Below are 13,938 nucleotides of genomic sequence, written 5' to 3'. Positions count from 1 at the left end.
GACGTCAAGGGCTCCGGTGATCTTTCCGCGCGCCCGGCGGCGGGAGCACGAGGCGGCGGGGTCGCCAAGGGCGGTGAACTCTCCGCACACCCCCGGCGGGCGGGTTCCGAGCGAGTCCCCCCGCGCCGTCTCGATCCACTGTGGTTGGGTGGGCCCATGCATTGGGGACGCGCGCGCCGCATCACTGCACTCGGCATCGGGGTACTCGTCGTGGCCACGGCCTGTGCGACCAAGACCGCGGAACTGAACCCCCCCGGGAGCGCCGGCGGCGCCGACTGGGGCAGATGCGAGGGCGTCGAGCGGGTCTCCGGCACCACCATGGAGTGCACGACGATCGAGGTCCCCGCCGACTGGAACACCCCCGACAACGGCGAGACCATGGAGATCGCACTCCTGCGCGCCCGCAGCGACACCCAGACCGACAAGATCGGCTCCCTGGTCATCAACCCCGGCGGTCCCGGCGGTTCCGGCGTCGACTTCGCCGCCTACCTCGCCGAGACCCTCCCCGCCGAGATCCTGTCGCGCTTCGACATCGTCGGCTTCGACCCGCGCGGCGTCTCGCGCTCCACACCGGTCGACTGCATCTCCGACAGTGACAAGGACGCCATCAACGGCTTCTCCCCGGACCCGGTGTCCGACACCGACTTCCAGGCCCTCGTCGCCCTCCAGCAGAGCGCGGTCGGCGCCTGCTACTCCGCCTACGGCGACGGTCTCGCCCGCTTCGCCAGCGCGCAGGCCGCCCACGACATCGACGCGATCCGCACCGCCGTCGGCGACCCCCAGCTCACCTACCTCGGCTTCTCCTACGGCACGCTCCTCGGCGCCCTCTACGCCCAGCAGAACGGCGGGAACCTGCGCGCGGCGGTCCTCGACGGCGCCGTCGACCCCGGACAGGACGACGTCGCCACCAGCGAAGGACAGGCCGCGGCCTTCGAGCTCGCCTTCGACAACTTCGCCACCTGGTGCGAGAACCGCGGCACCTCCTGCGAACTGGGCGCCGACCCCCGCAAGTACGTGATGGACCTGCTCGCCAAGGCCGACGCGAGTCCCCCGGTCGCCAACGGCCGCCAGGCCACCTCCGGCTGGATCCTCACGGCCGTGATCGCCGCCCTGTACGACGAGAGCGCGTGGCCGTACCTGTCCGCCGGCCTCTCCGAGGCGAACGCGGGCAACCCCGACCTGGTCTTCCAGATAGCCGACGGCTACGTCGGCCGCTCCGCCACCGGCGAGTACGACAACTCCACCGACGCCTTCACCGCCGTCACGTGCTCCGACGACGCCTCGGTGCAGACCGTCGAGGAGATCCGCGGCTTCCAGGGCCAGTGGCGCGCGAAGTACCCGATGTTCGGCGCCCCGCTCGCCACGACACTGCTGCCGTGCGCACTGTGGCAAGCGCCACGGGCCCCTTACCCGACAGGCCCCGCGACGGGCGGGCCTACAATCGTCGTGGTCGGCACCAAAGGCGATCCAGCGACGCCTTATGCCAACACCGCCAAACTCGCCGCCCAGCTGGGCACCGGCGAGGTGTTGACGTGGGAAGGCGAAGGCCACACCGCCTACCCGAAGACACCGTGCATCGCCGATGCCGTCAACGGGTACCTGATCGACCTGACGGTTCCCCCCACCGGAACCGTTTGCCCCGCTAGGTAGACAACGCCTTCACATACCGCAAGCGTCTATCGTGTGGCGAGTTCACGACCGACGGCTTGGGGGAGAAAACACGCCGATGACGAAGACCATCAATGGCCGCTACCGACTCGATGAGCGCATCGGCGCCGGCGGCATGGGAGAGGTATGGCGCGGTGAAGACCTGACGCTGCACCGGACCGTCGCGGTGAAGATGCTGCACGCCAACCTTCGCGACAACTCCGAGCAGCAGGCGCGCTTCGAGGCCGAGGCCCGCACGCTCGCGCAGATCCACCACGCCAACGTCGTCGACATCTACGACTTCGGGCAGGAGGAGGGCAGTTCCTTCCTCGTCATGGAGTTCGTTCCGGGCAGGTCACTGGGGGACATCCTGCGCGACGAGAAGGAGACGATGACGGTCGAGCGCACGGCCGGGATCGTCGTGCAGGCCGCGCAGGCCCTCAACGCGGTGCACAAACGGGGGATCGTGCACCGTGACATCAAGCCCGACAACCTGATCGTCAAGGAGGACGGCACGGTCGTCCTCACCGACTTCGGCATCGCCCGCACCGACATGTCGATGACGCTGACCGCCGACGGGACCGTCATCGGCACGGCCTACTACATGGCACCCGAGCAGGTCTCCGGCGAGCGGCCCGTGCCCGCCAGCGACCAGTACTCGCTGGGGATCGTCACCTACCGCTGCATCGTCGGCGAACTGCCCTTCGACGGCACGACGCCGATGTCGGTGGCGATCAAGCAGCTGCGCGACCCGGTCCCGGATCTGCCCGACAGCACCCCGCCCGTGCTGGCCGCGGCGGTGCTGCGCTCGCTGCGCAAGAAGCCCGAGGACCGCTACCCCGACTGCCTGACCTTCGCCAAGGCCCTCAACGGGCTCATCCCCCGGGGTGAGACGACCGCGTCGATGGCGGCGATCACGCCGCTGACCGACGCACCGATGACCAGGGTCATGCCGAACGTGACCAAGACCGCCGGCGCGACCGAGCCCGCGACGAAGCCGGCCAAGATCGCCGGGGCCGCGGCGATCCCGGTCCGCACGCCCAAGGAGGCCAAGGCGGCACTGCGGCGCCAGGCCGCCGCGACCGCCCCCGCCCCGGTGGTGGCACCGCCCGTCGAAGGCGCACGGGTCGCGAGCTCGGCGCAGCGGCGGAACAAGACGCCGATGATCCTCGCCGGCGTCATCGCGGTGATCGCGGTGGTGCTGGGGGCCGTGCTGCTGTCGAACCTGCCGAAGGACGACGGGACCGGTGGGGACACCGGCGGCGACCTCGGGGCCAACCCGGGCGTCACCGAGACCGAGGGCGACAACAACGGTGGTGACAATCCCGACGGAGGCGACGACCCCGGCGGCGAGGACACCCCCGCCCCCGGCGACGAAAGCCCGGACGACACGGAGCCCTCGGGAGACGGGAACGACGGCTCGGACGGCGAGACGGCGGAAGTTCCGCCGGTGTCGCCCCCCGGCAACGACATGAACGTGCCCGACGCGAGGAACTGGGTCGAGAAGCGCGGCTTCGACTTCAAGGTAAAACTCGGCGACGGCGGCGACGGCACCAAGTGCACGTCCTACGGGCAGTCCCCGGAAGCGGGCACCAAGCTGGAGACGGGCAAGACGGTCGAGGTCTTCTACAACGAGGGTTGCAAGGACAAGTTCGACGAACAGGGCATCGAGTACTAGCCCTCCGACCACAGTGGACTCGAACCGGGCGCGCCTTCGGGCCGCCCGGTTCCCCGTTCCGGGCTACCGTCGTGACATGGGAGGCGTCGAACGCCTGTGGGCGGCCGGGCGAATGCCGAGTAACGAGGGCCTCTACCGCCCTGACGACACCGCCTTGGAACTGCACGTCCCCGGGCCGGGCGCCTACCACTACGACGCGGGGCAGCCCATCCCGTGGCGGATCGGCGGGCCGATGGACGTCACCGCCCTCACCGAGGACGGAGGCGACGCGGCATACGCCGACTTCGACGTCGCCCTGCCGGACGGCTCCGGCCGGATGACCGGCGGCAGCAGCGGGATGGGCAACATCGGCTGGATCGCCCGCCTGAACGGTGACGGCTCCCTGCGCTGGATCGCGCCGTTGTGGTCGTCCAACCCCTTCACGGACGCGCGGATCGAGGGGACGACGGGATACTTCACCAACGACTGGCGCAACATCCTCACCCTCGACCTCACCGACCCGGCGCTGGCGTGAGCGGCTAGAACGCCGACCGGCCCGCGATCCCCAGCACCGGCAGGTAAAGACGCTCGCCGTCGGCGGTGAAACCGTCGTACTGGATGTCGAAGAGGTCGTCGATCCCGAACAGCTTCATCCCGTCGACCAGCATGTGCGCGGCGGCGGCCGAGTCGGCGCGGTTGCCGTGCTCGAAGGTCCGCGACCAGGTCGGCACTCCCCCGCCCGGCGGGCGATACCCCAGGTCGGCGAGGCGGCCGAGCCCGCCGCGGTAGGGATCCCGGACGGCCGCCGACGCCTCCACGCGGATCGAACCGTCCACGACGGTCTGCACGAACCGGCCCGACCAGTCGTTGGTGCGCAGGATCAGGGTCGCGGCGGTGTCCATGATCGGCATGTCGCCGGCCATGTCGTTGATGCAGCCGGTGAGGCGGTCGGCGAACTCGGCGATGTCCTTGACCACCGGCTCGCCCGGGAGTTCGATGTCCTCACGGCTGTAGGCACGCCACCCGGAGGTGTCGCCGTGGACGATGTTGCGGGCCTCCAGGGCCTCCATCGCCTCGGTGGCCAGGATCCGCAGGCTCACCCCGCCGTAGAAGCGGCGCAGGTGCAGTTCGAGGGTCGCGACCGGGTCGCGCCAGCGGACCCACGGGCCCCCGTCGCCGCCCCGGATGTCGGGCTGGCCGAGGACTCTCAAGATCCGGCGCAGCACCTCACGGAATACGATCATCCGGTGTTCCTCACCGGCCTTGCCGCGTTCGGCGGACTTCAGCACCATCAGCTCGATCGCGTAGTACTCGGCGTCGGTCTTGACGTTGGCCGAGGAGGGCACCATGTCGGCGAAGGCCGCGCCGGTGGTGTACCCGGTCTCGGCGCGCAACGCGCCGAGCCCTTCCTCGCCGGCCTGGCCGCGGTGCAACTCCCAGCCCAGGAACTCCATCGCGCGCACCAGATCGCCCTCGCGCCAGCGTCCGAAGTCAACACGACCGAGCCGGGCGATCAGTTCGTCCAGCTGCTGGTCGGTCAGGCGCTTGGTACCGAGCATCTGCGCATCCTGCCATCTTCTCGTCGATCTTCACAGTGGCCCCGGACACTGGATGCGACCGGGCTGAACCTTTAGGCTTGCCTATCCTCAATTCTGCTGACGGACCTACGCGAGCTGACCATTCGACGAACTTGGACGGTGTGCGGGTGAGTGCCCAGGATCTGGACCGGCGGGACTCCCTCGCCGCGCTGCTCGGCGGTCGCCGGGGCGCGATCGACGCCACGCTACCGCCTGTCGCCTTCGGGGTGGGATGGCTCATCTCCGGTCACTCGATCGGGATAGGGGTCGTCTCCGCACTCGTCGTGGGTGCCATTGTCGCCGCATGGCGCTGGCGGCGGGGCACGCGCCCCCGCGCGGTCCTCATCGGGCTACTGGGCGTATGCGTCGCCGGACTCATCGCGATCTACACCGGCCGCGCCGAGGACTTCTTCCTCCTGCAGATCCTCAGCAACGGCGCCTCGGTCCTGGCCTGGCTCATCTCCATCGTCGTCCGCTGGCCCTTCCTCGGCCTCATCGCCGGGGCCGCGCTCGGCCAGAGGACCCGCTGGCGCCGCGACCCGGCCCTGCTGCGCGCCTACAGCCGCGCCAGCGTCGTGTGGATCTTCCAGTACGTGCTGCGCCTGGCGGTGTTCCTCCCCCTCTGGTGGGCCGGCCAGGTCACCTGGCTCACCGCGGCCCGCGTCGTGATGACCTGGCCGCTCATCGCGGCCTGCCTCGCGATCAGCTGGTGGGTGCTGCGCAAGTCGCTCCCCCCGGGCCACCCGGGCATCCGCCATCCGCAGGTCGACTGAACATTTCCCTGTCGTACCCTCCAAACAAGGTCGTATGAAACCTACAAAAGGAGGGCTTGCCGTGCCGAAGACCGAGAGCGCCGCCTGGCTCCAGCGCGACGCCGCCGCCGTCTGGCACCCGTTCACCCAGCACAGCCGCTGGCTCGACGACGAACCCACCGTCGTCGAACGCGCCGAAGGACCCTGGCTATACGACATCGACGGCAACCGGTACCTCGACGGCGTCTCCTCCCTGTGGGTCACCACCTTCGGGCACGGCGAACCCGCGATCAACGACGCGATCCGCGAGCAGCTCGCCCGCCTCGACCACGCCACCTTCCTCGGCGCCACCCACCGGCCCGGCATCGAACTCGCCGAGGAACTCCTGTCGACCGCCCCCACCGGCGGCGAGCGCGCCCTCGGCAAGGTCTTCTTCGCCGGGGACGGGTCCTCGGCGGTCGAGGCCGCACTGAAGATGGCCTACCAGTACTCGGTGCAGACCGGGCGGGCCCGGCCGCTGTTCGTGCGGCTGGCCGAGGCCTACCACGGCGACACGCTCGGTTCGGTCAGCGTCGGCGGGATCGGCCTGTTCCACGCCACCTACAAGCCGCTGCTGCTCAAGACGGTCGAGGCGCCCTCCCCCGCGGTCTTCGACCGGCGGACGACGGATCCGGCCACCGCGGCCGCCGAGGCCGCGGCCGGGCTGGAGTCGCTGATGGCCGAGCACGGCGACGAGGTCTGCGCGATCATCGTCGAGCCGATGGTGCAGGCGGCGGCGGGGATCCTCACCTACGACGCGTCCTACCTGACGGCGGCGCGCGCGCTCGCCGACCGGCACGGCGCCCTGCTGATCTGCGACGAGGTCGCCGTCGGGGTGGGCCGCACCGGGCGGATGTGGGCGAGCGAGCACGCCGGGATCGTGCCGGACCTGCTGATCGCGGCGAAAGGCCTGACCGCCGGTTACCTGCCGTTGTCGGCGGTCCTGGCCACCGACGAGGTCTACAACGCCTTCCTGGGCGCCCCCGCCGAGGCCCGCACCTTCTTCCACGGTCACACCTACACCGCCAACCCCCTGTGCGCGGCGGCGGCGCTGGCCAACCTGCGGCTCATGCGGGAACGCGAGCTCGTCAAGCGCGCCGACGAACTCGGCGTCCTGCTCGGCGAGCGGCTGGCGGCCCTGACCCGCCACGAGGCCGTCACCGGGATCCGGCGGCTGGGCGTGATGGCCGCCGTCGACGTCGCCGACAAGGGTGAACGGGCGGGCGTCGCGGTGTGCAAGGCGGCGAAGAGGCGCGGGGTGTGGCTGCGGCCGCTGGGCAACTCGGTGGTGCTGATGCCGCCGCTGGCGCTGCGGCCCGAGGAGACCGACCTGCTCGTCGGCGCCCTCGACGAGGCGATCGCCGAGGTCTACGCGTGACGTCGTGGTGGGACGTGCTCGACCGGAAGGCCGCGCTGCGGGCGAAGGCCGGGCTGACCCGGTCGCTGGTCGCGCGCTCGCCGGGCGACGCGCTGGTCGATCTGGCCGGTAACGACTATCTCGGCCTGTCGCGGCATCCGGCGGTCCTGTCGGCGGCCCGGGACGCGCTCGACGCCTACGGTCTGGGCGCGACGGGTTCGCGGCTGGTGCGGGGTTCCACCGAGGCGCACGAGGCCCTGGAGGAGCGTCTCGGCGCGGTTCTCGGGGGCGCAGAGGGGCGCGGGCTGGTGTACTCCTCGGGTTATCTGGCCAACCTGGGCGCGGTGCGGGCGCTGTGCCGTACCGGAACGCTGCTGATCCGCGACGCCCACGCGCATGCATCCCTTGTGGACGGTTGCGGGCTGGCCGGGATCGTCCCGGAGGTGCTCCCCCACTCCGATCCGGCGGCCCTGTCGGCGATTCTGGCGGCGCATCCGGGACGGCACGCGGTCGTGCTGGTGGAGTCGGTGTACTCCGTCGACGGCGACCTCGCGCCCCTCGCCGAACTACACGAGGTCACCTCGGCGCACGGCGCGATCCTCCTCGTCGACGAGGCCCACGCGCTCGGGGTGATCGGGCCGGGCGGTGCCGGGGGCGTGGCCGCCGCCGGTCTCACCGGCGCGCCCGGACTGGCGGTCACCGCGACCCTGTCCAAGGCCCTGGGCGCCGCGGGCGGGATCGTGGCCGGACCGCCGTCATTGCGCAGGCACCTGGTCGACACCGGCCGGACCTTCATCTTCGACACCGCGCTGCCCCCGTCGGTGGCGGCCGGCGCCCACGCGGCACTGGAGATCGCCCTCACCGACACGCGCCTGCGCGCCGAGGTGACCGACCGCTCCGCCCACGCCGCGAGCGCTCTGGGCGTCCCCGCCCCCGCCGCCGGAGTCCTCTCGGTGCCCGCTCCGGGCGCCGCCGAGGCCGTAGGGTGGGCTGCGGCGTGCCGCGCGAACGGCGTGGCCGTCGGCTGCTTCCGGCCACCGTCCACACCGGACTCGACGTCCCGGCTGCGGCTCACCGTCAACACCGGCGTCGACCGCGCCGACTTCGAGCGCGCCGTCAAGACCATCGCGGAGGCCCGTCCATGACACCCCTGATCGTCACCGGAACCGACACCGGCGTCGGCAAGACCGTCGTCACCGCCGCCGTCGCGGCGGCGGCCGCGGCGGTCGGGCTGGAGGTCGCCGTCCTCAAACCCGCGCAGTCCGGCGGGGACGACGACGCCGCCACCGTCACCCGGCTGTCGGGCGTCACCGACTCCCACGCCCTGGTGAGCTTCCCCGACGCCCTCTCCCCACTGGCCGCGGCACGCGCGTCGGGTGCTCCCCCGCTGCCGATGACCGACGTGATCAAGGCCGTCTACGGCTGTACCGCCGACGTCCTGCTCATCGAAGGCGCCGGCGGACTGCTGGTGCAGATGGGCGAACGCGGCTGGACCATCGCCGACCTGTGCGCGGCCCTCCAGGCCTCGGCGATCGTCGTCGCCCGGGCGGGCCTGGGCACCCTGAACCACACCGCGCTGACCCTGGAGGCACTCGACGCGCGCGGGATCGGCGCGAACGTCGTCGTCGGCGCGATGCCGCGCGATCCCGAGCCGGTCCACGAGACGAACCTGACGACGCTCACGGAGATGTCGGGCGGGCTCGCCGGGATCGTGCCGGAGGGCGCGGGCGGCCTGTCGCGGGCGGAGTTCACCGCCGCCGCACCGGGCTGGCTCACCGGAGCGCTGTACGGGACCTTGTGATCACGAGGGCGTCGGGCATGCGGAAGGACAGATTGTCCGGGCAGTCCGGCGCCTTCACCACCTCGCACCCCCGCAGCAGCGGCGCGGCCTCGGCGACGACCACGGCCGCCTCCATCCGCGCCAGTTGCGCGCCCAGGCACCGGTGCGCGCCCGCACCGAACGCCAGGTGCCGCCGCGAACCGCGCTGCCCGGGCACGTAGTCGTCCCCGGCGGCCTCACGACCGGCCGCGCCCAGCCAGAGCAGCACACTCTCACCGGCGTGCACGGCGAAGCCGTCCAGCTCGGTGTCGACGGCCGCGACCCGCCGCCAGCTCACGATCGGCGGAACCAGCCGCAGGCCCTCCTCCACCACCTCGGCGACGCCGTGGCGTCCCGAGGCCAGGCCGTCACGGACGGCGGGTTCGCCCGCGAGCCGGTGCAGCAGCAGCGTCAGGAACTGCGAGGTCGTCTCCTGCCCGGCGACCAGCAGGAAGAACAACGCCGCCACGACCTGGTCCTCACCGCCCGGCCCGCAATGCGCGCGCAGCTCGGCGATGAGCCCGCTCGGCACCGTGCGCGCCAGCTCCCGCAGCGCGGCGTGGTGCTCGCCGACGACGTGCGCCAGGCGCTCCTGCCGTTCGGCGTCGAGGGGCGCCCAGAACAGCTCCAGGGCCGCGCGGGAGAAACGCTTGACGACCGCGACGTCCTGCTCGGGCATCACGATGAGACGGGCCAGCGCGAGCAGCGGCAGGTCGGCGGCGAGGGACTCGTACAGGTCGACGGTCCCGCCTTCGCGCAGTCGCGCGGCGAGGCGCGCGACCCGGCGCCGGACGACACCGGTCAGCCACGGCCGCAACGCGTCGACGCGCGCGGGCGTCATGGCCTCCCCGACGATCGCGCGAAGCGCCGGATGCGTGTCGGTGCCGTTGTTGGCGAGGGTCGCCGGGAGCCGGAAACCGTTGCGGGACAGCACGCGCAGCGCCGCCACGGGAATCGGGGTGACGGCGTCGAGGGCGTTGCCGGGGGCGAAGACGGCCTGGTCGCCGAGGACCCGGCGGACCAGCGCGTGGCTCGCGACGACGACCTGCCCGCCCTGCCGCCACACCGGGGCCTTCGCGTCGTGCTCCCAAAGCCGGTGCAGCGTCACGGGCGCACGATGACCGGCCGGCCCGGTTCGGGCAACGGGTCGGTGGCCAGGCGGGCGTGCTCCTCGGTGTCGTGCCGCTGCCCGTCCTGGAGGAGTTTCTCGCGCCGGACGCCCTCGGCGATGAATCCCGCGCGGGTGGCGACCTTGCAGGAGGCCGGGTTGTTGAGGCGGTGGCCGAGTTCGAGGCGGTGGAGGCCTTGCGCGTGCGCCCAGGCGGCGATGCCGCACAGCGCGTCGGTGGCCACTCCCATGCCGCGGACCTCGGCGTGGGTGGCGTACCAGGTCCAGCCGTTGGCGTTGCGGTCGATGTTGGTGACGCCGATCGAGCCCCACGGCCGGTCGGCCGCGTCGGCGATGGCGAAGGCGTGGCCGTTGTCGAGGCCGTCGACCCACGCGATCCAGGCCCGGGCGCCGTCGAGGTCGTCGAACTGGGCCTGCGTGCGCATCAGCGGGTCGTGATGGAGGTCGAAGAGCAGCTCGGCCTCCTCCACGCGCCACGGACGCAGGACGAGACCACTGAGATCGGGAACCATGCGCGAAAGGCTACCGGCGCGGGCGCTCCCCGGCCGCCGGCGTCGGCCAGGAGCGATAGGTCTCCCACAGGTTGCGCAGCATGAACACCTTCTCGTCGAAGTGCGGGTCGGCCGCGCACAGGCGCCCGTCGTAGGGTGCGCGCATCCGCAGTGTCCGCCCGCTTTCGAGGTAGATGACGGGGACCGTGCGCGTCCCCCGCCGCTCCGGGCGGATCTCGACGATGCTCGTCCACGGCAGGTAGCCGAAGGTCGAGCGGCCCAGCGCGATCGGATGCACGCCCGACTCGTCGACGCTGGCGCCGCTGCGGTACGCCAGCGGGGCCACGAAGGCCGCCCCCAGCACGAAACCGGCCGGGATCGGGACGAGGTCGATCGGCCCGACGGTACCGGTCAGGCCCTCCCACACCACGAACAGGGCGGCGACCGCGGCCACCAGGACACCGGCGAAAAGCCCCCGCCCGCACACCTGTCTCCAGGTCGGGCGGAAGTACAACGACGCGCTCCCACCCACGGGTCGCCTCCTACAACACACACCGCTGCTTTTCGGCTGATCGTCCCATGTGGCCAGCGGGAATATCCGGGTTCGGTAAGGAATCCGCTACGAGCGGGGGAACGACTCACCCGGACGTGGGTACACGATGGACCGATCCCGCCGCCTCCGGCGCTCCTCCCGAACCGCCCGCTCGCGCGTGAAACGGCCCCCACTCGTCACCCGTCCGTCCACAAGCGACCACCCGCCGTTCGTGCGCGTCCCCCGCAGACGGGCGCGAATCGGGGATAATCACTCCGTCGTGCCCGCTCGTCGGAGCGTGGGGGAGGAGCCCGATGCCCTACCTGTGCGAGATCGAGATAACCGGTCCCCGTACCGACGACGAAGGGACGGTCGTCGCCCAGGCCGTCCTCGCCGCGGTCGAGGAGGGCTGGCGGTCCCCGCGCATCGACCGCGAGGTCGAGGCCGAGACCGAAGCCGAGGACGCCGACACGGTCCTCGACTACCGGGTTCTGGGCTACCCCGGCGGCGCCTTCGTGGTCGTCGTCCTCCCCGACGTCGGCCTGGAGGCCGCCTCGCTCGCGGCGGCCTCGCTGGCCCGCCACGTCGTGACCTGGAGCCCCGGCCTGCTCGAATACTCCGTCGGCAAACTCAAGGTCGTCCCCCTCGACGAGCCCTACGACGCCGAGAACTGGCTGCCGCCCTTCGACGACGACGGCGAGCTCTCCCACCGGCCGCCGCCGGAGCTGCTCGGCGACGAACTGCGCTCCCTGAGCGCCCGCTACCTCCTCGTCTCGGCGCTGCCGTCCCTGTGGGACCCGGCCGCGCCCGAAGGCGGCGTGGACGCCGCCGAGGTCGTCGCCGGTGCCGACGAGGCGCCCTGGGACCGCGACCTCGTCGACGAACTCGGCATCCTGCTGGTCCGGGCCGCGCGCTTCGAGGCCGCGAAAGGCGCCACGTCGCGGCTGGTGGTGCGCGGCAGCGGCGACCTCGAACTCGCCGCGAGCCTGCTGCGGCGGGCGCGCGGCGCCGTCGCCGGGGAGGAGCCCGGCTGGCACGACGACCAGGTGCGCGGCCACGAGCTGCTCTCCTACTTCACCGCCGACCACGGCCTCGCCTGGCGTCACCCCGAGGCCGGCGAGCCCGAACCCGACTACCGCAGGCGTCGCACCGACCGGCTCCGCGAACTGCTCTGGGCCGGCCTGCGCACCCTGGCGACCCTCGCCGCGCCCCTCGCCGAGGTGAAGGGCACCTGGCGCGTCCTCGACGCCCTCGGCGACGACGAGATCGTCGCCACCTACGCCGAATGGGAGACCGGCCAGCTGGAGGTCTCCGTCGAACACGACGACGAGGAGATCTACGCCGCCTCGACGGCCCTGGCGCTGGTGTGGACGGCGATCCGCCGCCCGGAGCTGCTGTCGGAGATGAGCGAGACCGAGGACTTCCGCGACGTCTTCGTCATCGACCCGACACCCTTCCACTTCTTCACCTGCTCGGCGCTGATCATGGCCGGTGCGCAACCGACCGTGGCCGCCGTCGAGACCGTCGACCTGCCCCCGGAGCTGCGCCGTTCGCTGCTGGAGTTCGCCGCCGCGCTGGCCGAGACCGAACGCGACGGCGGCGAGCGCGAGGACCCCTATGACGACATGAACGACGCCCTCGAAGCGGTCATCACCGCCGAGGACGACCGCTCGGGCCCGATCCTGGCCGTCCTTGAGGTGATCGGCCGCGCGGCGGCGCTCATCCCGACCGACGTCGGCGTCCGCGGCCCCGGCGCCGTCCTCGCCCCGCGTCATCTGGCGGCCGAGCTGGTCGCGCACCCGTCGATGCACGGGACGGTCCTGCTCGACGACGACACCTGGGGCGACGACACGATCCGCCTGCACACCCTGGCGTTCGTCGCGGCGATGGACGCGGTCGCGGCGGGCGAACTGGCCGCCGACTTCCCCGACCTCACCGGTGCCGACCCGCGCATGGAACCGGCGGCGCGGGAGCGGGCGCGCAACTGGGTGGGGACGGCGTTGCGCCTGGCCGAGGTCGACGGCGAGGTCGCGTTCACGACCTCCGACGCGCGCGTCTACACCGAGCGGGTCCGCGAGGAGGGCGCCCTGCCGTCGTGGCCCGTCCGGCGCTGTGTGGCCGCCGCGGCGACGGCGGCGGCGGACCTGCTGCGCGCCGCCGGGCGCGAGGAGGAGCTGCCGGAGGTCTTCGTGACGGCCTGAGAGGCGGCTGTGAGCGTTCTGTGAGCGCCCCCGCGCAGCCTTCCGGGAGAGAACCTCACGGAAGGAACCCGAGCTCATGCTGAAGATCGAACTGACCGTCCCCAAGGGACTGTTCGGCGGCGAGGCCCTGGCCGCGACGGCCGAGCGGATGCTCGACGACATCAGTCGCGGCGACTGCCAGACCCCCCGGGAGACCGCGGCCGCGCGCGCCGGCTGGCAGGTCGTGGTGCACGAGGCGGTGGTGTGGGCGACCGGCGGCGATCCGCGCCCGGTCGTCCGGGTGAGCTTCCCGGCGGCGATGCTCACCGACGAGGGCCGCGAGGTGTTCATGACCAAGCTGGCCGCGGCACTGGACCCGCTGAAGCCGTGGATCTACTTCGACGCGGTCCCCGACGGCGACTTCGGCGTGGACGCGCCGATGCGCGCCGCCGAACTGATCCGCGACATGCGCGCCGCCATGGGCGCCGAGACGATCGCGGCCGTACCGATCCGGGCGGGCGAGGCCACGGCGATCGATCCGGTCTGCGGGATGACCGTCGCGCTGTCGGGCGAGCCGATCCTCGTCGAGCACGACGGGGAGAACTATGCCTTCTGCAACCGCGCCTGCGCGGCGTCCTTCGCCGAGCGCGTGGCGGTTTAGCGGGACGCGACGGTCCGGCGGGTGTCGCTTCCGGGTGCGCTGGTGCGAGGGCTCCGCGTGGCACGGCCCGCACTCGCGCACGCCGGGCGAGGCGGGC

13 protein-coding genes are annotated in these 13,938 nt (G+C 72.2%); 9 read left to right on the top strand and 4 right to left on the bottom strand.

Features of this window, described 5'->3' with window-relative positions; genetic code table 11:
* Positions 1 to 156: 156 nt before the first annotated feature.
* The 3 genes from HNR73_RS13855 to HNR73_RS13845 all read left to right on the top strand — a co-directional run bounded on the left by HNR73_RS13855 (position 157) and on the right by HNR73_RS13845 (position 3,839).
* A complete protein-coding gene (locus HNR73_RS13855) occupies positions 157 to 1,650 on the top strand; it encodes an alpha/beta hydrolase (protein ID WP_184787814.1) in 1,494 nt (497 codons plus the stop codon).
* 76 nt (positions 1,651 to 1,726) lie between these two features.
* Positions 1,727 to 3,325 (top strand): serine/threonine protein kinase, encoded by a 1,599-nt coding sequence (locus HNR73_RS13850; protein ID WP_184787813.1) that lies wholly within the window; start codon positions 1,727 to 1,729, stop codon positions 3,323 to 3,325.
* A gap of 76 nt (positions 3,326 to 3,401) precedes the next feature.
* Positions 3,402 to 3,839 (top strand): hypothetical protein, encoded by a 438-nt coding sequence (locus HNR73_RS13845; RefSeq protein WP_184787812.1) that lies wholly within the window; start codon positions 3,402 to 3,404, stop codon positions 3,837 to 3,839.
* Positions 3,840 to 3,843: 4 nt separating this feature from the next.
* Here HNR73_RS13845 and HNR73_RS13840 read toward each other — a convergent pair whose 3' ends face one another.
* Complete coding sequence (locus HNR73_RS13840) at positions 3,844 to 4,863, bottom strand: TY-Chap domain-containing protein (RefSeq protein WP_184787811.1); 1,020 nt, start codon at positions 4,861 to 4,863, stop codon at positions 3,844 to 3,846.
* A 146-nt stretch (positions 4,864 to 5,009) separates the two neighbouring features.
* Between HNR73_RS13840 and HNR73_RS13835 the strand changes: the two genes are divergently transcribed.
* The 4 genes from HNR73_RS13835 (at position 5,010) to bioD (ending at position 8,830) form a co-directional block, all read left to right on the top strand.
* Positions 5,010 to 5,654: a DUF3159 domain-containing protein gene (locus tag HNR73_RS13835; RefSeq protein WP_239122367.1), complete on the top strand. Its 645-nt coding sequence runs from the start codon at positions 5,010 to 5,012 to the stop codon at positions 5,652 to 5,654.
* 61 nt (positions 5,655 to 5,715) lie between these two features.
* On the top strand, positions 5,716 to 7,050 hold the full coding sequence (gene bioA / locus HNR73_RS13830) for an adenosylmethionine--8-amino-7-oxononanoate transaminase (RefSeq protein WP_239122366.1): 1,335 nt from the start codon (positions 5,716 to 5,718) through the stop codon (positions 7,048 to 7,050).
* Positions 7,047 to 8,174 carry an 8-amino-7-oxononanoate synthase gene (locus tag HNR73_RS13825; RefSeq protein WP_184787808.1) on the top strand — a complete coding sequence of 376 codons (1,128 nt, stop codon included), beginning with the start codon at positions 7,047 to 7,049 and terminating at the stop codon, positions 8,172 to 8,174. The genes bioA and HNR73_RS13825 overlap by 4 nt, the downstream gene beginning before the upstream one ends.
* A 5-nt stretch (positions 8,175 to 8,179) precedes the next feature.
* On the top strand, positions 8,180 to 8,830 hold the full coding sequence (gene bioD / locus HNR73_RS13820) for a dethiobiotin synthase (protein ID WP_203686902.1): 651 nt from the start codon (positions 8,180 to 8,182) through the stop codon (positions 8,828 to 8,830).
* Here bioD and HNR73_RS13815 read toward each other — a convergent pair.
* Genes HNR73_RS13815 through HNR73_RS13805 form a run of 3 tightly spaced genes read right to left on the bottom strand, consistent with a single transcriptional unit; the run spans position 8,802 to position 11,000 of the window.
* The gene (locus HNR73_RS13815) at positions 8,802 to 9,950 is read right to left on the bottom strand and encodes a cytochrome P450 (protein WP_221330920.1); all 1,149 of its coding nucleotides are present in this window, start codon (positions 9,948 to 9,950) and stop codon (positions 8,802 to 8,804) included. The genes bioD and HNR73_RS13815 overlap by 29 nt on opposite strands.
* A gap of 2 nt (positions 9,951 to 9,952) precedes the next feature.
* Positions 9,953 to 10,489: a GNAT family N-acetyltransferase gene (locus HNR73_RS13810; protein ID WP_184787805.1), complete on the bottom strand. Its 537-nt coding sequence runs from the start codon at positions 10,487 to 10,489 to the stop codon at positions 9,953 to 9,955.
* A gap of 10 nt (positions 10,490 to 10,499) precedes the next feature.
* Positions 10,500 to 11,000, bottom strand: coding sequence for a hypothetical protein (locus HNR73_RS13805; protein WP_184787804.1), 501 nt, complete (start codon positions 10,998 to 11,000; stop codon positions 10,500 to 10,502).
* Between the two features lie 314 nt (positions 11,001 to 11,314).
* Between HNR73_RS13805 and HNR73_RS13800 the strand changes: the two genes are divergently transcribed.
* Both HNR73_RS13800 and HNR73_RS13795 read left to right on the top strand, forming a co-directional pair.
* Positions 11,315 to 13,201 (top strand): hypothetical protein, encoded by a 1,887-nt coding sequence (locus HNR73_RS13800; protein WP_184787803.1) that lies wholly within the window; start codon positions 11,315 to 11,317, stop codon positions 13,199 to 13,201.
* A 76-nt stretch (positions 13,202 to 13,277) separates the two neighbouring features.
* Positions 13,278 to 13,841, top strand: coding sequence for a hypothetical protein (locus HNR73_RS13795; protein ID WP_184787802.1), 564 nt, complete (start codon positions 13,278 to 13,280; stop codon positions 13,839 to 13,841).
* Positions 13,842 to 13,938: the final 97 nt, after the last annotated feature.

Source organism: Phytomonospora endophytica, from assembly GCF_014202425.1.
In the GTDB taxonomy this organism is placed as follows: domain Bacteria; phylum Actinomycetota; class Actinomycetes; order Mycobacteriales; family Micromonosporaceae; genus Phytomonospora; species Phytomonospora endophytica.
The sequence above is the reverse complement of the archived record's forward strand: the minus strand, read 5'-3'. Positions and strand labels throughout refer to the sequence as shown.